The 25,449-nt window shown below is 52.2% G+C and carries 21 protein-coding genes and 1 tRNA gene; 17 read left to right on the top strand and 5 right to left on the bottom strand.

Features of this window, described 5'->3' with window-relative positions; genetic code table 11:
• The first annotated feature begins 123 nt into the window (after nucleotides 1–123).
• Entirely contained in the window at nucleotides 124–438 is a 315-nt protein-coding gene (locus BQ7397_RS09340) for a hypothetical protein (protein ID WP_234970575.1), read from the top strand.
• A 397-nt stretch (nucleotides 439–835) separates the two neighbouring features.
• On the opposite strand, the gene BQ7397_RS03965 is transcribed toward BQ7397_RS09340, so the two are convergent.
• Together BQ7397_RS03965 and BQ7397_RS03970 are read right to left on the bottom strand one after the other, a co-directional pair.
• A complete protein-coding gene (locus tag BQ7397_RS03965; RefSeq protein ID WP_077074818.1) occupies nucleotides 836–1,732 on the bottom strand; it encodes a glycyl-radical enzyme activating protein in 897 nt (298 codons plus the stop codon).
• Nucleotides 1,732–4,104, bottom strand: a complete 2,373-nt coding sequence (locus BQ7397_RS03970) for a glycyl radical protein (RefSeq protein WP_077074819.1) — start codon at nucleotides 4,102–4,104, stop codon at nucleotides 1,732–1,734. Before BQ7397_RS03970 ends, BQ7397_RS03965 begins: the two co-directional genes overlap by 1 nt.
• A gap of 254 nt (nucleotides 4,105–4,358) precedes the next feature.
• On the opposite strand from BQ7397_RS03970, the gene BQ7397_RS03975 reads away from it, so the two are divergent.
• The 5 genes from BQ7397_RS03975 to BQ7397_RS03990 all read left to right on the top strand — a co-directional run bounded on the left by BQ7397_RS03975 (nucleotide 4,359) and on the right by BQ7397_RS03990 (nucleotide 8,361).
• Nucleotides 4,359–4,922 (top strand): helix-turn-helix domain-containing protein, encoded by a 564-nt coding sequence (locus BQ7397_RS03975; protein WP_077074820.1) that lies wholly within the window; start codon nucleotides 4,359–4,361, stop codon nucleotides 4,920–4,922.
• Between the two features lie 208 nt (nucleotides 4,923–5,130).
• Entirely contained in the window at nucleotides 5,131–6,444 is a 1,314-nt protein-coding gene (locus BQ7397_RS03980) for a DUF2254 family protein (RefSeq protein WP_077074821.1), read from the top strand.
• 118 nt (nucleotides 6,445–6,562) lie between these two features.
• Nucleotides 6,563–6,691, top strand: coding sequence for an LDCC motif putative metal-binding protein (locus tag BQ7397_RS09450; protein ID WP_268801903.1), 129 nt, complete (start codon nucleotides 6,563–6,565; stop codon nucleotides 6,689–6,691).
• A 144-nt stretch (nucleotides 6,692–6,835) separates the two neighbouring features.
• Nucleotides 6,836–8,002 carry an MFS transporter gene (locus tag BQ7397_RS03985; RefSeq protein WP_200801197.1) on the top strand — a complete coding sequence of 389 codons (1,167 nt, stop codon included), beginning with the start codon at nucleotides 6,836–6,838 and terminating at the stop codon, nucleotides 8,000–8,002.
• A gap of 11 nt (nucleotides 8,003–8,013) precedes the next feature.
• Entirely contained in the window at nucleotides 8,014–8,361 is a 348-nt protein-coding gene (locus BQ7397_RS03990) for an arsenate reductase family protein (protein WP_077074823.1), read from the top strand.
• 838 nt (nucleotides 8,362–9,199) lie between these two features.
• Here BQ7397_RS03990 and BQ7397_RS03995 read toward each other — a convergent pair.
• Nucleotides 9,200–10,645, bottom strand: coding sequence for a nicotinate phosphoribosyltransferase (locus BQ7397_RS03995; RefSeq protein WP_077074824.1), 1,446 nt, complete (start codon nucleotides 10,643–10,645; stop codon nucleotides 9,200–9,202).
• 145 nt (nucleotides 10,646–10,790) lie between these two features.
• Here BQ7397_RS03995 and BQ7397_RS04000 point away from each other — a divergent pair, with 145 nt between their 5' ends.
• The 6 genes from BQ7397_RS04000 (at nucleotide 10,791) to BQ7397_RS04025 (ending at nucleotide 17,877) form a co-directional block, all read left to right on the top strand.
• A complete protein-coding gene (locus BQ7397_RS04000) occupies nucleotides 10,791–12,401 on the top strand; it encodes an ABC-F family ATP-binding cassette domain-containing protein (RefSeq protein WP_077074825.1) in 1,611 nt (536 codons plus the stop codon).
• Between the two features lie 47 nt (nucleotides 12,402–12,448).
• Nucleotides 12,449–13,354, top strand: a complete 906-nt coding sequence (locus BQ7397_RS04005) for a Ppx/GppA phosphatase family protein (protein ID WP_077074826.1) — start codon at nucleotides 12,449–12,451, stop codon at nucleotides 13,352–13,354.
• A gap of 2 nt (nucleotides 13,355–13,356) precedes the next feature.
• The gene (gene ppk1 / locus BQ7397_RS04010; protein WP_077074827.1) at nucleotides 13,357–15,501 is read left to right on the top strand and encodes a polyphosphate kinase 1; all 2,145 of its coding nucleotides are present in this window, start codon (nucleotides 13,357–13,359) and stop codon (nucleotides 15,499–15,501) included.
• Nucleotides 15,502–15,620: 119 nt separating this feature from the next.
• Entirely contained in the window at nucleotides 15,621–16,094 is a 474-nt protein-coding gene (locus BQ7397_RS04015; protein ID WP_077074828.1) for a methylated-DNA--[protein]-cysteine S-methyltransferase, read from the top strand.
• Nucleotides 16,091–17,725 carry a potassium/proton antiporter gene (locus BQ7397_RS04020; RefSeq protein WP_234970576.1) on the top strand — a complete coding sequence of 545 codons (1,635 nt, stop codon included), beginning with the start codon at nucleotides 16,091–16,093 and terminating at the stop codon, nucleotides 17,723–17,725. Before BQ7397_RS04015 ends, BQ7397_RS04020 begins: the two co-directional genes overlap by 4 nt.
• 76 nt (nucleotides 17,726–17,801) lie before the next feature.
• Nucleotides 17,802–17,877 (top strand) — tRNA-Thr (locus tag BQ7397_RS04025).
• A gap of 102 nt (nucleotides 17,878–17,979) precedes the next feature.
• Here the strand turns inward: BQ7397_RS04025 and BQ7397_RS04030 are convergent.
• The gene (locus tag BQ7397_RS04030; protein ID WP_077074829.1) at nucleotides 17,980–18,699 is read right to left on the bottom strand and encodes an RDD family protein; all 720 of its coding nucleotides are present in this window, start codon (nucleotides 18,697–18,699) and stop codon (nucleotides 17,980–17,982) included.
• The gene (gene sppA / locus BQ7397_RS04035) at nucleotides 18,699–19,712 is read right to left on the bottom strand and encodes a signal peptide peptidase SppA (protein ID WP_200801198.1); all 1,014 of its coding nucleotides are present in this window, start codon (nucleotides 19,710–19,712) and stop codon (nucleotides 18,699–18,701) included. The genes BQ7397_RS04030 and sppA overlap by 1 nt, the downstream gene beginning before the upstream one ends.
• A gap of 93 nt (nucleotides 19,713–19,805) precedes the next feature.
• Between sppA and BQ7397_RS04040 the strand changes: the two genes are divergently transcribed.
• From BQ7397_RS04040 to BQ7397_RS04060, 5 genes are read left to right on the top strand one after another with little or no spacing between them, the layout of a single operon-like run.
• On the top strand, nucleotides 19,806–20,363 hold the full coding sequence (locus tag BQ7397_RS04040) for a DUF2140 family protein (protein ID WP_077074830.1): 558 nt from the start codon (nucleotides 19,806–19,808) through the stop codon (nucleotides 20,361–20,363).
• Complete coding sequence (locus tag BQ7397_RS04045) at nucleotides 20,364–21,614, top strand: hemolysin family protein (RefSeq protein WP_077074831.1); 1,251 nt, start codon at nucleotides 20,364–20,366, stop codon at nucleotides 21,612–21,614.
• Between the two features lie 11 nt (nucleotides 21,615–21,625).
• Entirely contained in the window at nucleotides 21,626–22,807 is a 1,182-nt protein-coding gene (locus tag BQ7397_RS04050) for a cation diffusion facilitator family transporter (protein ID WP_077074832.1), read from the top strand.
• Complete coding sequence (locus BQ7397_RS04055; RefSeq protein WP_077074833.1) at nucleotides 22,800–23,594, top strand: TraX family protein; 795 nt, start codon at nucleotides 22,800–22,802, stop codon at nucleotides 23,592–23,594. The genes BQ7397_RS04050 and BQ7397_RS04055 overlap by 8 nt, the downstream gene beginning before the upstream one ends.
• A 16-nt stretch (nucleotides 23,595–23,610) precedes the next feature.
• Complete coding sequence (locus tag BQ7397_RS04060) at nucleotides 23,611–25,371, top strand: ABC transporter ATP-binding protein (protein ID WP_077074834.1); 1,761 nt, start codon at nucleotides 23,611–23,613, stop codon at nucleotides 25,369–25,371.
• The last annotated feature ends 78 nt before the right edge of the window (nucleotides 25,372–25,449 follow it).

The raw sequence follows: 25,449 nt of genomic DNA on the forward strand, positions 1-25,449 counted from the left end.
GCAAGTACAACTTTTGATTTTAATAAAGAAAACAATGTTTATTACCATGATACTGGCAGAGGCTATAGCCCATATGCTTATTTAGGACTTTATAAACAAAAGAGCTTAAGATTAATAGGCAAGGTGTGTGCAATAATTGCCGCTGTAGAAAAAGATGGAGAAATTGAATATGAGGCTGAATTAGGTGATGTAACAAACGAACGTAAGGATACTATTGTTAAAGCAATGGAAGATGCTCTTTCCTATGGTTATGATTTAAAAAGCTACAAGCATAAATATTTCTTCGTTGATAAATTTTATGAAACAGACTTTAGAAAGGTGTCAAAGAGAGCACCAATGGGAGTAAAGATATTTGATTTAACTGAAATATTAAATACAGATAAGTTACCAGAAGTTGATCAAATGGCTAAAATTTTAAAAGAAAAGACATGGGAATAATCAATTGGCATCTACACTAGTAGGTGCTTTTCTTTTGCGTAATTTTAGGAGGTGGTAATAGAAACATTTTAATTTTAATATTTAGGTCAAGAGACAAACCTAAAGACTGGGAGAGGACATCGTCATCGTCTTTTTATCTGGGAGAACAATAGCATGAAGGAACGTAAACGAGTTTATTGCCGTGCAGATGACAGCAGCACGAAAAATAGGTTATGCAAAAATAAAATCGAGCAAGCGCCATGCTTACTCGATTAAGTCCAACTTTATGGGGTCACTCTAGATTGACTTCTCCTTTTATTTATTGATGTTCTTTCGTGGATTTGAAGTACAGGACCGCCGATGCCCATTTTGATCCAATCGCCGCCAGGCGTCCATAATCCGTTATTCAAAAACATATTTAGCGAAAATCGGCGAGAGAGACGCTCTCTTCTCGGACGGTTCTTCGTAGCCGATCCATTTTTTCATCCGAGGGGCGATAAAAGGCGCTTTGGTCGAAGGCGGCGCCGATGGCCTCGTACTTAATCATGCCGAAGGGATGATAGGGCAAAAGCTCCATCTCAGCTTTCGGCACTTTTTCGCGAACGAAGCGGGCGGCCCTTCGAATGATCGCTTCCTCGTCGTTGACGCCGCCGATGACGGGAATGCGGATCACCACATCGCCGTTCAGTTCCTGCAGCCTCGCCATGTTCTCCAGAATCCTTTCGTTAGAGACACCGGTGTATTCTTTATGAAGGGCGGGGTCCACATGTTTCAGGTCCATAAAAATCATGTCCATGCGCTCGAGAGACGGCTTCACCGCGTCGAAATCGAAGTGGCCGCTGGTTTCTATGGCCAGGGAATAGCCCAGGTCGTAAATTTCCTTCGTAACTTCGTTTAGAAAATCGGGCTGTGCCGTGGGCTCACCGCCGGAAAAGGTCACGCCTCCGCCGCTCATGGCATAGAAGAGGCGATCCTTTTTTAGGGCTTCGACGATATCGTCGGAATCGACTTTGCGCACCATGTAAGCCCGCGCCCCGGTGGGGCAGACCTCGGTGCAGCGGCCGCAGGCGATGCAGCGGTCGCGCTCTTTGTTTAAATCGATGCCGATGTCCTTTGGGCACGCCTCGACGCATTTTCCGCAGCCGATGCATTTGCGCTCGTACCAGCCGATCTTGATTTGATTTTCCAGCCCTTCCGGATTGGCGCACCACTGGCAGCGCAAGGGGCAACCGGCCATAAAGACGGTGGTGCGAATGCCGTCGCCGTCGTTGACGCTAAAGGGCTGTAGCTGCATGACATAGCCGGCGGTGCCCATTAAAAGGCCTCGTGGACGTTTCTCGCCATAATGGAATCTTGCATCTCTTTGGAAAGATTGGTGAATTGAGCGGAATAGCCGGCGACGCGAACCAAGAGGCTCTTATACTTCTCGGGATTTTTCTGCGCGTCACGAAGCACGTCGTTGGAAATGCAGTTGAATTGAACGTGGAATCCGCCGATGGCGAAATAAGATTGAAGCATGGCGCCGAGATTGGAGCGGCCTCTCTTGGTCTTTACCAAATCTTGATTCAGCCGCAGGTTCAACAGAGTGCCGCCGCTGTGGATGTCGTGTTCCATCTTTGCCGCACTGCGCAGAGCGGCCAGGCAAGTGGAAGTGTCCGTGCCGGTGTAGGGGGAGACGCCTTCGCTGATGGGATCTTTTGCGTGGCGTCCGTCCGGCGTGGCACCCAAGACCTTGCCCGTGGGCAAGTAGTTGGAGATGCCCATAAAGGCGGTGACAAAGCGGTTGCCGTAAATGTCTTTGTATTTCGTCACTTCATCGTAGAAGAAGGATTCAAGCATTTTGGCGATGGTATCCACGTACTCGTCGTCGTTGCCGTATTTCGGGCAGGCGATGGCTTCTTGCCGCAGTTCCTCATAGCCCTCCCAGTCGGCATTAATGGCGTCGATGATGTCCGAAAGGCTGTACTTGCCTTGTTCAAAGACTAATTTTTTGATCACGGCCAGGGAGTTGGCGGTAACGGAAAGGCCGACGCCTGTGAATACGGGGCCGATATTGTATTTCGCGCCGCCGTCCACCAGGTCTTGCCCCTTTTCAAGACAGGATTCGTTGCAGGCGGACATAAAGGGTCGGTGGCCGATTTCTTTATGAATTTCCTGTGCGGTCATCAAAGAAATCACGCCTTGCTTGACCATGTACTTAAATTGCTTTTTCCAGGCTTCCACAATCTGTTCAAAGGAGGTAAAAGATTTCGGATCCATTTCGTGAACCGACACGGACTGGCCGGAAAGGCGGCTCTTGCCTTCGTTTAATGCAAATTCCAGAGCCGCGGCGAAGCTGATGCTTGCGGCGGAGGTCCATTGGAAGGTTTTTCTCGAGTGGGGCACGACGCAGCCGCAGTTATTCCAATCCTTGGCATCTTCCGGCTCGTAGTTTAGATTCGAAAGCATTTGGTAGCCCGTGCGGTCGCCGTGAATGGCGGGGAAGCCGCAGCCGGTGGATACCAGCTCCGTCACCGCCTCCATAAATTCCGGGGGACATTCCGGATGAATACGGCAGCTGAGGGTGGGCTGATGGGTCATGCAGTCTCTCGTCGCCTGGATGGCCATGTAGGAAATGGCATTGGTGGCGTCTGAGCCGTCCACCTTGGTTCCGCCGATGGTGAGGTTTTCGAAATTGGTGTAGCCGGCAAAGAAGCTCGCCGTGTTTTTGGAAATGGTCCACGCCCATTCCGAATACTTCAGCCAGAGGCACTGTACGTATTCCAACGCCGTGTCGTAGTCGATGGTGCCGGCCTTTAAATCGGCTTCGTAATAGGGATACATGTATTGATCAAAGCGACCCGGGTTCCACGCCAGGGGATTTTCGGAAAGGATGCCGCCTAATTGCACGAACCAGACAAATTGAATGGCCTCGCGGAAATTTTTCGGCGGATTCGCCGGGACTTGGGTACAAATTTCGGCGATCTCTTCCAATTCCTTTTGCCGCAGGGGATCCGTTTCCGCGGCCGCCATCTCACGGGCCTTTTCCGCATAGCGTCTGCCCAAAGTCATCATGCCCTCGGCAATAAGGACGATGGATTTATAAAAATCGATCTTCTTTTTATCTTCCGACAGAGCTTCGTCCAGTTGCGCCAAATGCATTTCGGCATCTTTTTTAATGCCCGCATAGCCCTTGGGAAGGAGCACGTCGATGTAATCGGGAGAAATTTCGCCGATGCCGTTTCGCCATTTCGAGTCCGTATCTAAAAAGCCCGTGTCCACGCCGATTTTTTTGGTTTCCTCGGAGGTGCGGGCGAGGAAGGCTTCCTCCACGGATTTTCCCTTCCAGTAAGGAAAAATATTTTCCCTGATAAATTGAACTTGCTCCGGCGTCACATCGTAGGGATCCTGCTCCCGCTCGGGGAAGGTATCGATCTCTTCGTCGATCCATTGCCAACCGAACTCCGGCGTCAAAATGGCGGTCTTGCGAAATTCGCCGCTGGTGCCGACGATGAGCTCGCCCTCCCAAATATTGACGGAAATTTCCTCGCAGGTGGCCTTAAAGGCCTTGCCGACGCGAAGAATGTGGGGGAGCCCTTCGCTCTCTTTGAAAGACTTCGTCCAGCTCCAGGCGTGTTCATAAGAAATATGGGGCTTCGTGTTGACGTAATTGTCGCGGATTTTTTCGATACGTTTCGTCATGGTCATTTTTTAATCCTCCTAGCAGGTAGTAAAGAAAGCGGAGACGGCGGATAATATATAGAACTATAAGAACATTATATTGCACAACCTAAGTATATGGGCTTATTTCTGTTTTGTCAATCCATGGAAGGATTTTTTCGGTTTCTTTTTTAAAAGCGAGGCCCGGAATGAATCTATGCTAAAATAAAGTTGACGAAGCCATCGCCAAATAACAATCGGGTGCCGCAGCATGGCGAAGTGCCCGCGAAAAGGAGCCGCAAATGAAAAACGAAACGGACTTTATCTGCAAAACCATTGCGAAAAATATAAAAAAAATTCGGGAAGATCAAAAGCTGAGCATGGACCAGCTGGCGTCCATGTCCGGCGTCAGCAAAAGCATGATCGGACAAATCGAGCGCGCCGAAACCAATTCTTCCATCTCCACCCTTTGGAAGCTCGCCTCGGGCCTGCACGTGCCCTTCACGGCCTTAATCGAACAGAGCAAAGAGCATGTCATGCGCGTGGATAAGGAATCGGTGAACATCGTCAAAAATGAAGACGGCCTGTTTCGCATGTATCCCTATTTTCCCATTGACGAGAACCGCAACTTCGAGATTCTTTATATCGAGCTGGATCCCGGCGCCTGTAGCCATTCCGAGCCCCACGCCACGGGCACGGAAGAATACATTATTGTCTTCGGCAGCACCTTGGAACTGACCATCGGCGAGGAGACCCACGAAATTCACAGCGGCGATGCCATCTATTTCACGGCAAACGAGCCCCATAGCTATCGGAACAACACGGAAGAGCCCCTGACCATGATTAATATTATTTCCTATGCTTAGGGGATGATGATCGTAAGGATAAGGTGACGAATAAGTCTTTTGTCAAGGACGAGCAAAAAAGAAGCGACTCGCCTTGTGCGAATCGCTTTTGCTTTATGGGGTTCATTTATAATAAAAAAATTTATTTGGCGGAGATTCCCCGTGCGTCGGCCCGGTCATGTTACACTATTTAACAAGTAGATCAATGCTGTTTGAGAAAGGATGGTTCATGGTAGATCGAATTAAATTATGGTTTATTAACGAAAAGAATTTAATGAAGATGGCGAAGTTCGTCCTTCTGACGATCTCTCTTCTGATACTGACATGGATTTTCGATCATGGGTTCCCCGAACTGAAGGATCATGTGCCGGATCAATTGCTTTTGTCCGTGGATGTGTCCACGGATTTTCTCTCGAATATTTCCGGCGTCTTTTTGACCATCAGCATTTTTTCTTTTACCACCATCGTCACGGTGCTGAATAAATACAGCAGCAGCGTGTCGCCTCGCATGCTTCAAACCTTTATCGACCGCACCGACGTCCTGGGCCTCTTCGGCATTTTTATCAGCGGCTTTTTCTATTCGGTCATCAGCATTCTCTTGCTTCAAGATGTGAGAGCGAATGAAGACGTGGTGGCGGGGAGTTTTGCCATCGCCTATGCCATTGTGGCCATGATCGGTTTTATCGTCTTTGCCAAGCGGGTGCTTGAGAACATTAAGATTTCCAACATTATCGAAGGCGTGTACAACGATTGCGACGCGTTGATCGATGAGGAGGTGGAGCTTCGGGAAAAGGCGAAGCGCTACGAGGATGAAAAGGATGCGAAGGAATTTCCCGTGTTGGCTACGACGACGGGGTATCTTTTCAATGTTCAGGCCGATGGGATTTTAAAGGCCTTGGACGGAGTCAAGGCCGAGTTCACCATTAAGAAACGACTGGGGGAATACACCACGGAAGGGGAATCCGTAGGGGTATTGAAGCTTTTCGGCGGAAAAAATCTCAGCGGGGAAGAGATCGAAAAGCTGATCGATACCATCGGGCGCGCCATGGTGATTAATATTTTTAAAAACACGCAAGACGACTACCATCACGGCCTGGTGAATCTCACGGAGATCGCCGCCATGGCCCTGAGTCCGGGGACCAACGACCCGAACACGGCGGTGATGTGCGTGAATAAAATTTCCTCTCTTTTAGGAAAGCTTCTCTCCACGGCCAATCAATTTATCGTCTTGAAAGAGGACGGGGACACGAAGATCATTTACCAAGGCTATTCCGTGGAAGACGAGCTCTATTTGGTTTTCAGCCAGATCATTACCTATTCCGGCGGCGATCCGCTGGTGACCCGGGCCATCCTGCAGGGACTCTACTTTATTTACATGAAGGCCGGGGAGAGCGCGAAGCCCGGCGTAAAAAATTACTTTGACTCCTCCTACGAGCTGCTCATGGCGAATTTCAGCCACGAGGTGCATCTGATGCGATTCGAGAAGATTCGAAAGAATATGGAAGAGCGCGTGAGCATAAAAGAAGAGCGCCACTTGGCTTAGATTATGCTGCGAAAATTTTGTACGGACTTATCCTCCCACATGTGATTAGAATCTGCGTCGATTAGGTATAGATAAAATGTAAGAAAGAAACAGTGGATTCGTCGAGGAGGCGAAACAAATGAAATTTACCGAAGCGATTAAGATCAAATGGAAACACTTTTTGGATAAATTGGCCGGCGAAAATAAAAAAGCCTTCGGAGATGCGCCCTTGGATTGCTGCTCTCTGAATAAACAAGAAAATCACTAAAAAAGGTCCTGCGGGGCCTTTTTTTAACGCATGGGGGAAAGTTTTCCATGCGACTTTTATTCGCCGCGAAAGAAATGCGGGAAAAAATTCCGTCTGCACTGATCTTTTGATAAAATAAGGCAGATAAAGATTTTGGAGGTCGTTTTGGAAAACACAAGAAACAGTAAAAAGAACGCGCCCTTATTGCTCCTCATGTCCACGGTGACCTTGCTCGCCATTCTCTGCGAGCTGGTGCCCTCGGGGGTCCTGCCGCAAATGAGCGAGGCCTTCGGCGTAAGCATCGCCAAGGCCGGGGGCTTGGTAGGGTCTTACGCCATCGCCTCGGCGATTTTCGGGCTGCCTCTCGTGGCCTACACAGTGACGTGGCAGAGGAGGCGGCTGCTCTTTATTCTCTTAATGGGCTTTGCCGCCGCTAACGCCGTGGTGAGCTTCGCGCCGAGTTACGAGATCGCCATGGCGGGCCGCTTTATGGGCGGTATCTGCGCCGGCACTCTGTGGCCCATGATCACCGCCTACGGCATGGCCTTGGTGGATGAGAAGGATCAGGGACGGGCCGTGGCCATTATTATGTCGGGGATAACCGTGGGCATGAGCCTGGGGCTTCCTCTCATGACCTGGATCGGCACGACGTACACCTACCACGCGTCCTTTCTCGTACTGGCGGTGGCACCGGCGATCATCGCCCTTGCCTGTCGCATGACTCTTCCCGACGTGCCCGGCGAGGCGCGGAGCAAGGGCAATTCGCCCCTGGCCATGCTGAACAACCGGGGCGTGCTCCTGGTGATCTGCCTCACCTTTCTCGCCGTGGGGGCCAATTACGGGGTCTATACCTATGTCAGCAATCTGGTGACGGAGATCGGCTATCCCGGCGTCGCCGTGGCGCAACTTTTCTTCGGCGCGGGCTCCATCGTGGCGGTGATTCTTTCCATGCTCTTTATCGACCGCCATTTGCGCGGCATGTTCGTCGCCCTCTATGTATCGGGAGCGGCGACCATGGCGCTGTTTTATTTCACCGGGAGCATCGTTTTGTTTCACGGAGCCTTCGTCCTTTGGGGCATGGGCTTCGGCGCCATGAGCAGCATGTTTCAAACGGCCACGGCCCGGCAGGTCACCGAAGGCGTGGCCGTAGCCAACGCCGTGCAGTCCATGGCCTTTAACTTCGCCATTATGGTGGGCTCCACGGGCGCCGGCATTTTGTTGGAAAGAGAAGGCACCCGTCCCATCCTCCTCGTCGCCATGGCCGTGCTGCTCGTGGGCCTGGGCATTGTGGTATGTAATAAAAAACGATTCGAAAGACCGACGGCCAAGTGAAAGGAGATTCCATGTTATTTATTCACTATCCCAAATGTTCCACCTGCAAGAAAGCGAAGAAGTGGCTCGACGATCGGGGCCTCGACTACACCGATCGCCACATCGTGGAAGACAATCCCACGGCAAAAGAACTGAAAGCCTGGCACGAAAAAAGCAGCCTGCCACTGAAACGCTTCTTCAACACCAGCGGCATGAAGTATCGAGAGCTCGGGCTGAAGGATAAATTGAAAGACATGAGCGAGGAAGAACAATATGAGCTACTGTCTACCGACGGGATGCTGGTGAAGCGGCCGATTCTTGTTTATGATGACGGGGTGCTGGTCGGTTTTAAAGAGAAGGAATGGGAAGAAACGTTATAAAATTATTTTTTTCTTTTTCTCGCACACCGTTTTTCTCGTTCTATAATTATATCTTCGTGATTCTTTCCGGGGGCGGGAAAAAGGGCGTTAACTATGTGGGAGTAGATTTATTAAGCGTAGCCGAGGCAATAAAATTAAGTTACTCTTTCGCTTAAATTTCATTCTTACATGGCTCTGAGACCTGGGGAAGGGCCTAGGGCGTTGCGATTCGCCCTCTGGCCCTTCCCCAGGGCCCCATCCCCCTCCACCCTAACGCTTTTTATATGTGCGAAGCCCTGCGGGCTTCGATTCCTACCGGGCTTCTTTGCCGACCCAAGACAATGAACAGGGTGAGCTATCGTCGCTTTTTCAAAAAGGACATCCTGACTCACAGTTTTTCTTCGGCGACGCGGCCCAACAGGAATCGGAACCCGTTAGGGTTCCGCTCTGCTGGAAAGCGTTAGGGATAAAGGGGATGTACAACTATACATCCGTTTCGAAAAGGATTCGCCTTCCCGAAACGGTGTAAGACTGCATCTGACCTTCCTACGACTCGCTTCGCTCGTCGGGATAGGTCATGAGGGTCCGGGGGAGGGATAAGGGCGAATCGCAACGCCCTTTTTCCCTCCCCCGGAAATCGAAAGTAGAAGATGGAGTAGGTAAGAATAAAGAGTTTAAGCGAATTATCTTCATTTCGAATACAAAAACAAGTCTCTTATTAATACACCGAATTAAAGAATATTTATAGAGAAGAAGCCCAATAGAAAAAAGGGCCCTCCCTCCGTCCATTTTGAAAAGCGGCGCTTTTCCCAATGAAAAAGAAGGCACATCGGTGCCTTCTTTTTCATTGGAGATGTGTTTAGTTGGAGTTGTGTTTTTTGAGTAAGTCGTCTTTGATCTTCCAAAGATCGGGGCTCAAGTCCACGATGTATTCCTGCGGGGTGTTGAGTCGTTTGACTTCGTCCCAAAGGCTGTTCAGCTCTCGCTGTACTTTTTCGCGGATTTCTTCCAGGCTCGGGCTTTCGTAAACCAGCTTGCCGCCGATGTAGATGTCTTCCAAGAGGGAGCGCACTTCGTAGTTTTTCAATGTCTTGCGCTTCCAGGTGAAGAGGGGGTGGAAGATTTCGTAATTGTCCTCGGGCATTTCTTCGCCGCGTACGGCCAGGACGTCGGCAATGGCCTTGCCTTGCTCTTTGTCGTAGAAGCGGAAGATGTCTTTCACGCCGGGGGTGGTGATTTTCGACACGTTTTCGGAAATTTTAATGGTGGGTACGATCTCGCCGTCGTCTTCCTTGGCGACGAGTTTGTAGACGCCGCCGAAGACGGGATGGCTTTTCGATGTGATCAGCCGCTCGCCGACGCCGAAGGAGTCCACTTGGGCGCCTTGCTTCAGTAAATCTTCGATGACGTATTCGTCCAGGGAGTTGGATGCCATAATGGTGACGTCGGGAAAGCCCGCTTCGTCCAACATTTTGCGGCATTGCTTGCTCAAATAGGCGATGTCGCCGGAGTCGATGCGCACGCCGCGGCCTTCGTGGCCGGCTTCTCTCAGCTCTTTAAAGACTTGAATGGCGTTGGGCAGGCCTTGGTCCAGGACGTCGTAGGTGTCAATTAAGAGGAAGCAGCTGTCGGGATAGACCTTGGCGTAGGCTCTGAAGGCGTCGATTTCTTCGTCGAACATTTGCACCCAGCTGTGGGCCATGGTGCCCAGGGCGGGCACGCCGTAAAGCTGTTCCGCCAAGGTGTTGGCGCTTCCGTTGCATCCGCCGATGTAGGCGGCCCGCGCGCCTAAATTGGCGCCGCTGTAGCCCTGGGCGCGGCGGGAGCCGAATTCGGTGACGGCCCGTCCGCCGGCGGCCTTGCAGATGCGGTTGGCTTTGGTGGTGATCAGGGTTTGGTGGTTGATGGTAAGTAGGACCATGGTTTCGATGAGCTGGGCCTGAATGGCCGGGCCTCTGACGGTGACCAGGGGCTCCGAGGGAAAGACCACGGTGCCTTCGGGGATGGCCCGCACGTCGCAGGCGAATTCGAAGTTCGCCAAATAATCAAGGAAGGCTTCGCTGAAGATGCCCTTGGACCGCAAAAAGGCGATGTCTTCTTCGTCGAAGGTCAAGCTTTCAAGGTACTCGATGAGTTGCTCCAGGCCGCTTAAAATGACGTAGCTGGCTTCGTCAGGCGCGGAGCGAAAAAACATGTCGAAGTGCACGATTTCGTCTTGCATGCCGTTTTCGAAGTAGCCGTTGCCCATGGTGAATTCGTAAAAATCCGCCAAGAGGGTGTAGTTGTTATTATCTGTAAATTTCATAGCACTCACTTTCTTGTATAACGTCTTTTTTCTCATTATAGCACAAGTAGCTGAGTCGGGCGTCCATAAGGGTTTATCGTGGCGGCCGTGAGGTGCCTTTCGTGATACAATAAGAGCACCAAATAAAAAAATGAGAAGGTGAGCTATGTTACAAGTAACTGATGTAAGCGTGTTGTTTCCCGATAAAAAATTATTCGACGACGTGAATTTGCTCTTTCAACAGGGCAATTGCTACGGCGTCATCGGCGCCAACGGCGCGGGAAAATCCACGTTTTTAAAAATTTTATCCGGCGAGAAGGAGCCCTCCACGGGCCAGGTGTCCAAGGGCAAGAATGAGCGGCTGTCGAAATTAAAGCAGGACCACTTTGCCTTTGAGGATTTCACGGTGATGGACACGGTGATTCAAGGCAACGAAGAGCTTTACGCCATTCAAAAGGAAAAGGACGCTATTTACTTGAAGCCGGATTTCTCCGACGAGGACGGCATTCGCGCCGGGGAGCTGGAGGCGCGCTTTGCGGAAATGAACGGCTACGAGGCCGAGGCCGACGCCTCCCGCCTCCTGCAGGGGCTGGGCATCGGCTTGGAAAAGCACGAGCAGATGATGTATGAGCTTCCTGAGGCGGAAAAGGTGAAGGTGCTTTTGGCACAGGCGCTTTTCGGAAATCCCGAGATCCTCTTGTTGGACGAGCCCACCAACGGCTTGGATGTGCGTGCGGTGCTGTGGCTGGAGGATTTCCTCGCAGATTTCGAAGGCATCGTCATTATCGTGAGCCACGACCGCTACTTCCTGAACAACGTCTGCACCCACATGGTGGACATCGACTTCGGCAAGATCAATATGGTCACCGGGAACTACGACTTCTGGTACGAATCCGGCCAGCTGGCGGCGCGACTGATCAAGGAACAAAACAAGAAGAAGGAAGAAAAGATTAAAGAGCTGCAAAGCTTTATCGCCCGCTTCAGCGCCAACAAGTCCAAGTCGCGCCAGGCCACCAGCCGCAAGAAGCTCTTGGATAAAATCGACCTGACGGAGATTCGCCCCTCGTCTCGGCGCTATCCCTTCGTGGGCTTTACTCTGTCGAGGGAAGTGGGCAATGAAATTCTTACCGTGGAAAATCTTTCCTCGGAGCTGGACGGCAGTCTGCTCTTTAAAGACCTTTCCTTCCGCCTGGACAAGGACGACAAGGTGGCCTTTATCGGAAACGAGGTGGCCATTACCCGCCTCTTTGAAATTTTAACGGGCCACAGTGAAGACTTCACCGGCGAATTTAAATGGGGACAGACCATTACCGTGCGCTACTTCCCCAGGGACAACAACGCCTTCTTCGACGGTGTGGACAAGAATTTAATCGACTGGCTCAGGGACTACAGCGAGGACCAATCGGAAATCGTCATGCGCTCCCTCTTGGGTCGCATGCTCTTTTCCGGCGACGAGGCCCTGAAAAAAGCCGACGTCCTCTCCGGGGGCGAGCGGGTGCGGATGATGTTTTCAAAAATGATGATCGATCCCGCCAACGTGCTGATCTTCGACCAGCCCACCAATCACCTGGATTTGGAAAGTATCGAAGCGGTGAACAACGGCCTCATGGACTTTAAGGGGAATTTGCTCTTTACCTCCCACGACCATCAATTTATTTCATCCATCGCCAATCGCATCATCGAAATACGAGACGACGGCAGCTTCCGCGACGCCAAAATGAATTACGAGGACTACATCGCCCGCTTCATCGTCGAAGGCGACGAAGACTTAAACTAAATTTTACAAAGATATAACATTTGACGATTAAAATAAAAAGGAGGTGTATGATGCACGGAGTCATCGACATCGGTTCCAATACCGTGCGCCTGTCGGTCTTTCGCGTGGAAGACGGCGTGGCGCAAAATCTATTCAATGAAAAGCAAACCCTGGGTCTGGCCGGCTACCGAAAAGACGGGAGCCTGACGGATGAGGGTATCGTCGCCTTAATCGAGACCTTAGGTCACTTCAATTTTATCCTGAATCAATTAGACGCCATTAACCACACCCACGCCATTGCCACGGCGTCCATTCGTAACGTCAACAATTCCGACGAGGTCCTTCGTCGGGTGAAAGAGGCGCTGGGTATCGACATCGAAATTTTAAGCGGGGAAGAAGAGGCGCGCCTGGCCTTCGTCGGCGCGGCGGGCACGGTTCAGGGGCACGCGGACGGCGTCCTCACCGACATCGGCGGCGGCTCCACGGAGTTGGTGCTCTTTCAAAACCACGAGGTGGTGGACTCGGCGTCCTTGGACATCGGATCCCTCTCCGTCTTTCGGGATTACGTCGACGGCCTGTTTATCACCAACGACGAGCGCAAGACCATGGACGAGCGGCTGAAATTTCTCTTAAACGCCCAGGCCATGGCGGGGAATCGCTACCCCATCCTCTGTGCCGTGGGAGGAAGTGCCCGGGCGACGCTGAAGATGTACAACACTCTTTTCGGCGAAGACCACGACAACGACGAAATGAGGACCGACGATTTAAAGACCCTGATGAAGCATTTGCTGGACATTGAAGATAAAGAAAAAATGGAAATCATTTTAAAGGTAAAAGCAGACCGTATTCATACGTTGCTTCCCGGCCTGTCGATTCTTTATCGAATCGCCAAGTATTTTCACGTGGATAAAATTGCCGTCGCCCAGACGGGAATTCGGGAGGGGTACGTTATCAGCCGAATCATAGGGGGCTAATAATGGACGACATTTCTTTCACTCAAAATCGAGAATTATCCTGGCTGCGCTTTAACGAGCGGGTCTTAGACGAAGCGCAGGACGGCCAAGTGCCGCTGCTGGAGCGCTTGAAATTTTTATCCATCTTCGATTCCAATCTGGACGAATTTTTCATGGTGCGGGTCGGCTCCTTAACGGACCTGTCCATGCTCCACAAGCGCGTCATCGACAACAAGTCCCTGATGGATCAGGACGAGCAGCTGGCCGCTATTATGGAGCAGGTCAGGGGCTTGTACCAAAAGAAGGACTACGTTTACGAGGATCTCAGGGATCAGTGCCGGGCCAAGGGCTTTTACGCCATAGAAAGTGCGGAAATGACGGAGCGTGAGGAAAAAATCATGCAATCCTATTTCGAAAACACGGTGAGCCCCTACTTAAGCTACCAAATCGTGGACTTGACCCACCCCTTTCCCCACATTCCCAATTTGGGCATCGTCATCATCTATCGCCTGGTAAAAAAAGGCGACGATCATACGAGCTGCATGGGGATCATTCATGTGCCGCTGAATTTAAATCGAACCGTTCGTCTGGACAACAACAAATACATACTTTTGGAAAATGTCATCGAACGATACGGCGCGGCCCTCTTTGAATCCTACGAGGTCAAAGAAAGCTACAAGATGAGCGTCACGAGAAACGCCGACATCGATTGGGACGACGAGGACTACGAATTCGCCGAGGACTACCGTTCTCACATGAAGAAGATGTTGAAGAAGAGAAAGCGCCTCGTGCCCGTTCGCTTGGAGCTGGACCACATGCCGACCCAGGATCTGTTGGACTGGCTGCTCGCCAAGCTTTCCTTAGACGAAAGCCGGGTCTTTGTGACACAGAGCCCGGCGCGAATGGGCTATCTCTTCGGTTTGGTGGATGAGCTTGCGCCCATGATGGGACCCGAGAGCGTGGATCCGCCCTTTGAGCCACAGAACAGCCGCTACGTGGACGAGCACAAGCCCATGATGGCCCAGGTGGAGGCGGGGGACATCTTTCTGTCCTATCCCTACGAGTCCATGGACCCGATCATCCGCCTTTTGGACGAGGCGGCCAATGATCCCGACGTGGTTTCCATTAAGATTACCCTGTACCGTATCGCGAAAAATTCCATGGTGGCGGAAAAGCTCATGGAGGCGGCGGAAAACGGCAAGGACGTGTTGGTTTTAATGGAGCTTAGGGCCCGCTTCGACGAGGAGAACAACATCCTTTGGTCGGCGAATTTGGAAAAGGCCGGCTGCCGCGTGATCTACGGCTTCAACAAATTTAAGTGCCACTCCAAGGTGCTGCTCATTACCCGGGTCGTCGGCGGCAAGCCCAAGTACATGAGTCAAATCGCCACGGGCAATTACAACGAAAAGACGGCGAAGCTGTATTCGGACTTCGCCCTCATCACCGCCCATCAAGGCATCGGCCGAGACGTGAATCGCCTCTTCGACAATTTCCTTATCGGGGAATTAAACGGCAGCTACGATTACCTGTGGGTGAGCCCCAAGACCTTGCCCGAAGGGGTGGAGGCCGCCATCGACCGGGAAATCGAAAAGGTCAAGGCCGGGGGAGAGGGCTACGTGCGGCTGAAGATGAACTCCATTTCCGACAGACAAATGATCGACAAGATTTCCGAAGCATCCAATGCCGGCGTCACCGTGGACATGCTGGTGCGTGGAATCACCTGCATTGTGCCCAAGGTTCCCGAGCGCACGGAAAACCTCTCCGTCTATTCCCTCGTCGGCCGCTTTTTGGAACACCACCGCATCTACCAATTCGGCCGAGGCACAGGCGCAGAGGTGTACATTTCCTCGGCGGATTTTATGACCCGGAACCTACGTAAGCGGGTGGAGGTGGCATGCCCCATACTGGATCCCGAAATCAAAAAGCGAATTCTGGATTTTATGGACATGATGTTTAAGGACGATGTGAAGCGCAGAGAGCTTTTGCCCTCGAAACGCTACGCCCACGTGGAAAACAAGGAAAATTTCATCGCCCAGGATTACTTTATGGACGAGGCCACTCGCTTCGCAAAGAAAGAAGGCGAAGAGAAGGTGGCGGTGATCCGAAGCGAAAGGAAAGAGACCGGGGGATTTTTCGCCCGCCTCATAAAAAAGCTGTTCGGTCGTTAAAAGGAGAATCGGCGGGGAGACCTGCCGATTTTTTATTGCAATGATTGTCGTGGCCTTCGCCCATTCTTTTTGTAAATTTTTGATATAATGGCTTCCATGAAAGGGGACGGGCGACGGAAATGAAGAAAAAAGAACAACGCCTTTACGCGTCGGTAATTGAAACGCCGGTGGGCAGAATAAAAATCACGGCCGACGATGAGGTGATCCTTTCCATGGATTTCGCGGATGATGCCCCCGCCGCTACAGGCAATGCCTTGTGCCGCCGGGCGGAAAGGGAGCTTCGGGAGTATTTTTCCGGTAAGCGAACGACCTTTGACCTGCCTCTGAAAAAGGCGCCCTCTGATTTTGCCCAAAGGGTCTACGACGAGGCGATAAAGATTCCCTACGGCGAGACCGCAAGCTACGGCGAGCTGGCCCGAGCCGCGGGATCACCCGGCGGTGCCCGGGCCGTGGGAAGCGCCCTGTCGAAAAATCCCCACATCATCGTCGTGCCTTGCCACCGCGTCGTCTATGCAAGCGGCGAGCCGGGCCATTACACCGGCGGCGACGAAAAAAAGCTCGCCCTCTTAGCATTTGAAGGAGTTGTATCGTGAATCAACTCTTGCTTTTTATCTCTATCGTCTTTATCCTGGCTCTCTTTGCCATTCGCATCTCCCATAAATACGGTATCCCCGCCCTGCTTTTATTTTTTATTCTCGGCATCGGCGCCGCCTCACTGGGCCTGGACTTTCAAAATTTCGACTTTATGGAGCGCTACGCCTCCTTCGCCCTGTTCATCATCATGTTTTACGGGGGCTACGGCACCAAGCTTGAAATGGGCCTGCCCGTCCTGAAGCCCGCCGTCATATTAAGCTGCCTGGGCGTCGTGGTCACCGCACTGGTCACCGGGCTCTTCGTCCACTACGTCCTGCACTTTTCCATGATCGAATCCATGCTCTTCGGCTCCGTCGTCGGCTCCACGGACTACGCCTCGGTCTCCTCGGTGCTGCAGAGCAAAAATCTGAACTTAAAGTATCGCTCGGCGCCCCTTCTGGAACTGGAGAGCGGCTCCAACGACCCGACGGCCTACACCATGACCATGATCTTCTTGAGCATTCTCTTAGGCTCGGACATTTCCATTCCCCTCTTGGTGGCGAAACAAATCGGCTTTGCCCTCGTCATCGGCTTTCTCATGACCCGCATCTTCTTTTTTATTACGGAGCATGTGAACTTTCGCAAGGAAGGGCTGTTTACCATTTACGTCTTCGCCATGGCCCTGGGCACCTACGCCCTCACCGGCGTCTTGGACGGAAACGGCTATTTGGCCGTCTACCTCTTCGGGATTATTATCGGCAATCGGGAGTACATGGGCAAGCGGGAGGTGGTATTTTTCTTCGACGGCCTGACGGAAATTATGCAGATCAGTCTGTTCTTCCTCATCGGCTTTCTTTCAGACCTTCCCACCCTTCTCCACTGGATGCCTGTAGGTCTTGTCGTCACATTATTTATGATCTTTGTGGCCCGTCCCGTGGCCGTCTTCGGCGTCATGGCCTTTTTCAAATCCACGGTGAAGCAAAATGTGGTGCTCTGTTGGGCCGGCCTTCGGGGGGCGGCGGCCATCGCCTTTGCCATTATGGTCATCAACAGCGGCGCGCCTCTGGAAGGGGATCTCTTTCACGCCGTCTTTGCCCTGTGTATCATCTCCAGTTTGATTCAAGGCTCTCTACTCCCTTGGGTGGTGAAGAAGATGGACATGTTGGATCCCAACGACACGGTACTCAAGACCTTTAACTACTACCAAGACCGAAGCGACATCGGCTTTTTGGAAACCCATATTCACGACGAAGACCTCATCGGCACATCGGTGAAGGATTTAAACCTGACCTTCGACTTTATCGTGGCGAAACTGGTACGAAACGGCAAGACCATCGTGCCCCACGGAAACACGGTGCTGGAAAAAGACGACGTGGCCGTCATCGGCGGCAAGAGCCACTTCGACGAGGTGGGGGGCAATCTGGAAGAGTTCACCATTCGCAAGCACCACCCTTGGGAGGGCAAGCGAATTATGGACCTCGACTTTAAGCCCTCGGAGCTGATCCTCATCGTGCAGCGGGATCAAAACATTCTCGTGCCCTCGGGCCAAACCGTGCTCTGCGCCGGAGACAAGATCGTCTTTACGGACAACAAGGACGAAATTTTCGACGAAGAGGGCAACGACATTTCCGCCGAGGGGAAGGGCGAGTAAAAATAAAATGAACGGAATGTAAATTCTCCCTTGACAGTATCGGATCTCTCACCTATAATTGTATAGGTATTGAGATGCTATCGTAGCTCAGCCGGTAGAGCACTACATTGGTAATGTAGAGGTCGCAGGTTCAAGTCCCGTCGATAGCTCCACAAAGAAGATCGCCGAATGGCGGTCTTTTTTTCATGCCCTTTTGCAGAAGAGGGCACAAAAAAACTGCGGCTTCACTGTCCGCAGTTTTTTCGTGTCGCGATTTAATTTTCGTAGGCGTAAAAGAGATCGCCTTCGTCTTTCTCCACGAGGTAGAGGGCGTCTTTCACGACGAAGGTGTCACAGAGAAAGTCGCCGAGGTTTTGTTTCCTTTCGGAGAAGGCGGTTATGATATAGAGCAGAAGGAAGGTGGTTTGAATAAAGCGGCAGAAGCCTTCCCGCACGATGACCGTGGTCAGGGAGAGGCGCGGCTCGTCGGGATGAATGACCCGAATCCCCGCAATCATTTTTCCCAAGGTCTGACCGTTGGTGAGATAGGTGGAAAGGACGAAGTACAGGTAGAAAAAGAAACCGCTGAAGGCTTTGGCCACGAGGCTCCCGTCGGTGAGAAAGAGGGCGGTGATCGGTGAGGCGAAGATCGACGCAAAGGCCGCGGCGACGGCGGCGTCCATTATAAAGGCCACCGTGCGAATCCAAAAGCCCGCCGAGACCATGGCGGAGATGGGATACTTGCGCCGGCGCAGAGGCGCCTTGGCAGAAGGAACCGCCTGTGTATCGCCTTCTGAAGTTTTTTCTTCGAAGGGATTTTCTTCCGCCCTTTCGATGATCGGCTCGGAAATTTTTTCATCCGCCCTCTCGATAATCGGCTCGGATATTTTTTCGGCCCCTTCGTCATTTACGCGGATTTCTTTTTCGTCGGTCTCTTTTTTATGAAAGAGGCCTTTTTTCTTTTCGGAAAAAGGATCGTAGTGTTGGTCTTTCATTATTCACCTCCGTAGAGGTACATGGGCCGGTCGTTGTCGGCGAGGGCTTTCAACACGAGAGTGGCCGCCGCTTCGTTTTGCGAGGCCTTTTGGCTGAAGAGGGAAGAGAAGAAGCTATCTCCCAGGCCCGTGGTGTAGTTAAAGACTTCGGGCTCGTCCACCTTAATGGCTTTTTTCAGGGCCGCCAAGGCGTCTTCCGAATAGCCCAGCTCGTCTACCAGGCCCTGGGCCTTGGCCTGCTTGCCCGTAAAGACTCTGCCGTCGGCCAGGGGGCGCAGCTTTGCCATGTCCATGTGGCGGCCTTGGGAGACCACGTTTAAAAATTCCCCGTAGAGATCGTCCACGACGCTTTGCAAAATGGCACGCTCTTCCTCGGTCATGGGGCGGGTGTTGCTGCCGATGTCCTTGTGGGCGGCGCTCTTAATGGTCTGATCGGCAATGCCGAATTTTTCCATGAGGCCGGAAATATTGGTTCCTCCCATAATGACGCCGATGGAGCCGGTGAGGGTGGAGGGGGCGGCGAAAATTTTCGTCGCCGGGGCGGAAATATAATAGCCGCCGCTGGCCGCCGTATCGCCCATGGACACGTAGACGGGCTTTTTCGCATCGACGATGGCCTTCACGCGCTTGTGCAGCTCGGCGCTTTCGTAGACGCCGCCGCCGGGGGAGTTCACCTTCAGGAGCACGCCCTTAATGGTGTCGTCCTCCAAGACATTGTCCAAGGCGTTTAAAGTGGCCTGATGATCGTAGGACTCGGTGAGGAAGGAGGCCTGGGGCACATTCATAATGGCACCTTCCACGGTGATGACGGCGATGCGCTTGTCCGTATCTCCCTCCTCAACCACCTCCTCGTTCATGCCGGTCACGGCATCCTTCAGGGAATCCTCGAGCTTTTTCATGCGGGCCTCGCGATTGAAATTTTCGCTGATGCCGCTTGATATGGCGCTGATCCCCAGGATCAACACGGCGATGCCCACGGCGATCCACCGCCTCGTGTTCATTTTTTCAAGCATAAATCCTCCTTACTGCTACAATTGTTTTTCATATTATAGTATGATATCTCTAGTACCAATGCGTACAAAAAAATCATAACACAGGAGCGTATCATGCACAATTCCTCGTGGAAAATTGCTTTTCTTTTACTCTTGGCCGTGAACATTATCGTTCTCGCGGGCCTGTATATTTTGTCTCGCCCCAAGGACCGGCCGGAAGAAGAAGAGATCGAGATAAATGAAAAATCCAATTACGAAGTGAGCCTGACGAAAGAAGCCTTGGAAAGCGCCATGCGTGAAGGCTTGGAAAGAAGCGGAAGCGATATTCGCTTTTCCGTCGCCGACGGCTTTTATTTCCGCATACCCGTGGAGGCTTACGGCATGCGGAGTGAACTGGTCTTAAAGACGAATCCCATAGCCTATAAAGACGGCACGGTGCACATGAAGGTGGAGCGTTTAAATTTGGGAAGCCTTTTGCTCCCCGAAGGAGCGGCCCTTTCTCTGGCCCAAGCCGCCGTGGACGTGGAGGGGCTCAAGCTTTTGCCGGCGCAAAAGGAAATCGTTCTGGATCCCAACGCCTTTATGCCCGAGCATATGGGCACCTTGCGGGCCAAGGTATTGGATGTAAAGAATGATCGCTACGTATTTGAAGGAAATTTGGGAGCGAAGTAAATGGAAGATATTTGGCAATATATACCGCTGGTCATCATTTTAATCGCCTTGTCCGGCTTTTTCTCTTCGTCGGAGACGGCCCTCATCTCGGTGAATCAAATTCGCCTGCGTCAGCGCGCCGCCGACGGGGACAATAAAAGTTTGACCGTGTTAAAACTTTTGGAAAAGCCTCAGGACGTGCTGTCCAGTATTTTAATCGGCAACAATGTCGTCAACATCGCCTCCTCGGCGGTGGCCACGGTGTTTTTCACCCAACTCTTCGGCGCCAGCGGCCCGGTGGTGGCCACGGTGGTCATGACCATTTTGGTCCTGATCTTCGGCGAAGTGCTGCCGAAAACCGCCGCCCAACAGCAGCCGGAAATGATCAGCCGCAAAGTGGCGAAGCCCATTAGCCGGCTCACCACCCTCTTTACGCCCCTGGTCTTTCTCCTCTCGGCCTTTACCAATTTCATCACCAAGCTGCTTTTTTCCAATGTGGACGATTCCCCCACCATTACCGAGGAAGAATTCAAGACCCTGGTGGAGGTGGGCGAAGAGGAAGGCGTGCTGCAGAGGGAAGAACGGGCTTATATCGATAATGTGCTGGACTTTTCCTCCGCCACGGCATCGGACATGATGAAGCCGCGCACTTCCGTGGTGGCACTGGATGTGGAGGCCACGGAAGAGGAAATTTTTGAGCTCCTGAAGGACAATCGCTACAGCCGCATTCCCGTCTACGAGGATTCCATCGACCACATTATCGGCATTTTGTACATGAAAGACGTGGTGCGCCTTTTGGCTCAAGGGGAGGCGATTCACCTGAGAGAAATTCTGCGCGACGCCTACTTTATCGGTGAAAGCGCCGTGGCCGACCGAATTTTCCGCGAAATGAAGGCGAGAAATCTCTCCATCGCTGTGGTGGTGGACGAATACGCCGGCACCAGCGGCATTATTACCATGGAAGATATTTTGGAAGAGCTCGTGGGCAATATCGACGACGAGTACGATTTGGAAAGCACCGACGTGATCCTTCTCGAAAACGGCGTCTATCTCGTGGATCCGGAGCTCAGGATCGATGAGATCAACGACTACTTCCACATGAATTTGGAAAGCGAAAAATCCGACTCCATCGGCGGCTTCGTCATCGAACTCTTGGACCGCATTCCCAAGCAGGGAGAAGTGGTGCGCTACGGCGACATTCTCTTTACGGTGAACGAAATGCAGGGCCTGAAGATGACGAAGTTAAAGATGGACTTAAGAACCGACGCTTAGGCGAGGGAACTATGCTGGATAAACTGATTCAAAAAAAATTGCCCGATCCCAAGGATCAGGTGCGGCGCACCGCCATGGGGAGAGAAGCGGCGGTATTGGGCATCGTATTAAACTTTATCTTTGCCCTGTCGAAAATCGTCTTAGGCACCTTGGCCGGCGCCATCTCCATGATCGCCGACGGCCTGAACAATGTCATGGACCTGATGAGCTCCGTCATCGCCCTGGGGGGCTTTCATCTGGCCGCCGTGCCGGCGGACAAAAACCATCCCTACGGCCACGCCCGAATGGAGTATCTGGCCTCTTTTCTCGTGAGCCTGATCATTATATGGACCGGGCTCAGTTTGTTGTGGGAATCGGGGAAAACCATCATTCACCCCGACGTCATGGAAACCTCGGCCCTCGCCGTGGGGGCCTTGGTCTTTGCCATGGAGGGCAAAGTATTTTTGTATCGCTACAATGTGACCTTAGGCGAGGCCATGGATTCAGAGCTCCTCGTGGCCACGGGCTACGATGCGAGGGGCGACGTCTTCGCCACGGCGGCGGTGCTATTGTCCCTCATGGTTTATCACTTTTTTTCCCTGAACATCGACGGATGGATGGGCCTTCTCGTGGCGGGGATCATCTTAAAAAGCGGCTGGGAGAGCTTAATGGAGACCGTAGATTCCCTTCTGGGTCGTAATACCGATCCCGAGCTGATCCGCGCCATTATGAAGGATATTAAGCGCTTCCCCGTGGCCCTGGGCGTTCACGATATGATGTATCACGACTACGGCGCCGACAATCAATTCCTAACACTCCACGTGGAGGTCAACAGCGAAGACGATGTCATGAAAATTCATCAGGACATCGACGAAATCGAGCGGTACATTTCAGCCAAGTACCATATGGACGCGACGATCCACATCGATCCCATTCGCATCGACGATCCCCGGAGCAACGCCCTCTACGATTACGTAAAGAAGAAGCTCAGGGAAATAGATTCCCGCCTGGATCTCCACGATTTTCGCATCGTCGGGCGCAAGGACGGCTTGAATTTAATTTTCGACGTGCTCATGCCCATGGATTTAGAGGGCAAGGCAAAGCACATCGACGCCGAATTAAAGTGGAAGGTGGAAAAGGACCATCCCGAATACGCCCTTATCGCCACCTACGACATGGACTATCAGGATCTCTTGGAGGCGAAGGATGAATAGACTCCTGACGCCGGAGGCAAGGGAAAGCCTTCTGGCCGCATGGCACAGGGAGAATGGTCTTTCAGGCAACGCCCTGAAGATCATCGCCTGTTTGCTCATGTTTTTCGACCATTTGAGCCAGGGCGTGGCATTAAACAGCCTGGGCTTTACGCCGAGCTATATAGCCAACGATTGGGGGATTCCCATTCTGTCGGGACTGCCGAAAGCGGAGCTTCTCGCTATGTTGGCCACCATGGCCGGGCGCATCGCCTTTCCCATATTTTGCTTCTTCCTCGTTCAAGGCGTGTTGCTGAGCGGGGACTTTAAAAAACAAATTCAGCGGCTCTCCCTCTTCGCCCTAATTTCCGAAGTGCCCTTCGACTTGGGGCTCTTCGGTCAAGCTTTTTATTGGGACCATCAAAATGTATTCTTTGAACTGGCCCTAGGGGCCGCCACCATCGCGGCCATGAAAAAAATTCTCGACGGAGACAGTAAGTGGAAGCGATTGGTCGCCCCATGTATCTTTATCGTCACGGCCATTCTCGCGGAATTTTTAAGATTCGACTACGGCGCCAGCGGCATTATCGCCATGGTCTTGTTTTATTTGGTCTGTAGTGACCGCCGCCGCACCATGCTTATGGGTCTTATCGCCTATTTCTTCGAGGCGCCCCTTTACGGCACGGTCTATCTGTCCCTGCCCTTGATCTATCAGTACAACGGCAAGCGGGGAAGAGGCGGGCGCTGGTTCTTCTATATTTTCTATCCCGCCCATCTCTTGGCCCTGTACCTGCTGTCCCTTTGGATATAACGAAAGGAGTTTATACTTGTTTAAAAAGTTTGACGTGGTCAAACCCTATTTTGCAAATTACAAAGGCATATTATTTACCGACCTGCTCTGCGCGGGCTTCACCACCGTCACGGAAATCGTCCTGCCGGTGATTTTGCGCCACATGACCAATTTAGGTTCGAAAGATATTCACCTCATCACTCCGGGTCTCATCGGGCGGCTGGCTATATTGTTTTTCGCCATTAAGGCCGTGGAAATCGTGGCGGCCTATTACATGACCAATATCGGTCACATGATGGGGGCGAAGATCGAAAAAGACATGCGCCGGGACGTGTACAATCACCTGCAGACCCTGAGCGCGTCCTTCTACAACGACACCCAGGTGGGGCAGATCATGAGCCGCATCACCAACGACCTCTTCGATATTACGGAATTTTCCCACCACGCCCCGGAGGAATACTTTATCTTCCTGGTGAAAGTGACGGCGACCTTCCTGATTCTGGCGTCGGTTCATTTGAAGCTCACCCTCATCCTCTATCTCATGATTCCCCTTATGCTCATCGCGGCGCGAAAATTCCGCCTGCGCATGCTCGCCGCACAGCGGAAGCAGCGGGCCATGATGGGGGATTTAAACGCCACCATCGAAGATTCCATCTCCGGCATACGGGTGACGAAATCCTTCGCCAACGAAGACATGGAGAAGGAACGCTTCGAAAACGAAAACCAACGCTTCTTGGAAACCAAGCGGGAATACTACAAAGCCATGGCGGGCTTTAACGCCGTGACCCGCAATTTCGACGGGCTCATGTACCTCATCGTCATCATTGCAGGCGGCCGCTGTATGATGGCGGGGGAAATTCTTCCGGGGGACATGATCGTCTATATTATGTATGTCACCACCATGGTGGCCTCGGTGCGGCGCATCATCGACTTCACGGAAACCTTCCAAAAGGGCACCACGGGCATCGAGCGCTTCCGTGACATTATGTCCATCGAAAGCGAAATCAAGGACAAGAAAGACGCCGTGGAATTGAAAAATCCCGAAGGGGACATCCTCTTCGATTCCGTGGACTTCGCCTACGAGGGCAAGACCCAAGTTCTGAAAGATTTCAGCCTCCACGTCGCCTCAGGCGAAAACGTGGCCCTGGTCGGCCCCTCCGGCGCCGGCAAGACCACCATCTGCAATCTCATCCCCCGCTTCTACGACGTGGATCGGGGCGCGGTGAAGGTGGACGGCAACGACGTGCGGGATCTCACTTTGGAAAGCCTGCGCAATCATATCGGCATGGTGCAACAGGACGTCTACCTCTTTAACACGAACATCATGGAAAATATTCGCTACGGCCGCCCCGACGCCACCGACGCCGAGGTTATGGAGGCGGCGAAGCTGGCCAATGCCTACGACTTTATCATGGCACTGGAAAAGGGCTTTAAGACCCACGTAGGGGAGAAGGGCGTGAAGCTTTCCGGCGGACAGAAACAGCGGATCTCCATCGCCCGGGTCTTTTTGAAAAATCCGGCCATTCTGATTTTGGACGAGGCCACCTCGGCTTTGGACAACGAAAGCGAAATGATCATCCAAAACTCCCTGGACGAGCTGACCAAAGGGCGCACCACCATCACCATCGCCCACCGCCTCTCCACCGTGGAAGCGGCGGACACCATCCTCGTCATGGAAAAGGACAAAGGCATTGTGGAACAGGGCGATCACCGCGCCCTTATGGCGAAGAAAGGCCTGTACTACTACCTTTACACCAAGGGCGGCGACTTGGTGGAAAATTTCGAATCGGCAGAATAAGCAAAGACTCGGCATCCGCCGGGTCTTTTTTGCCGATAGAATTGACATTAGGCGCCAAAAACGATAGGCTAGAAGATA

Source organism: Aedoeadaptatus urinae (assembly GCF_900155585.1).
Lineage (GTDB): Bacteria > Bacillota > Clostridia > Tissierellales > Peptoniphilaceae > Aedoeadaptatus > Aedoeadaptatus urinae.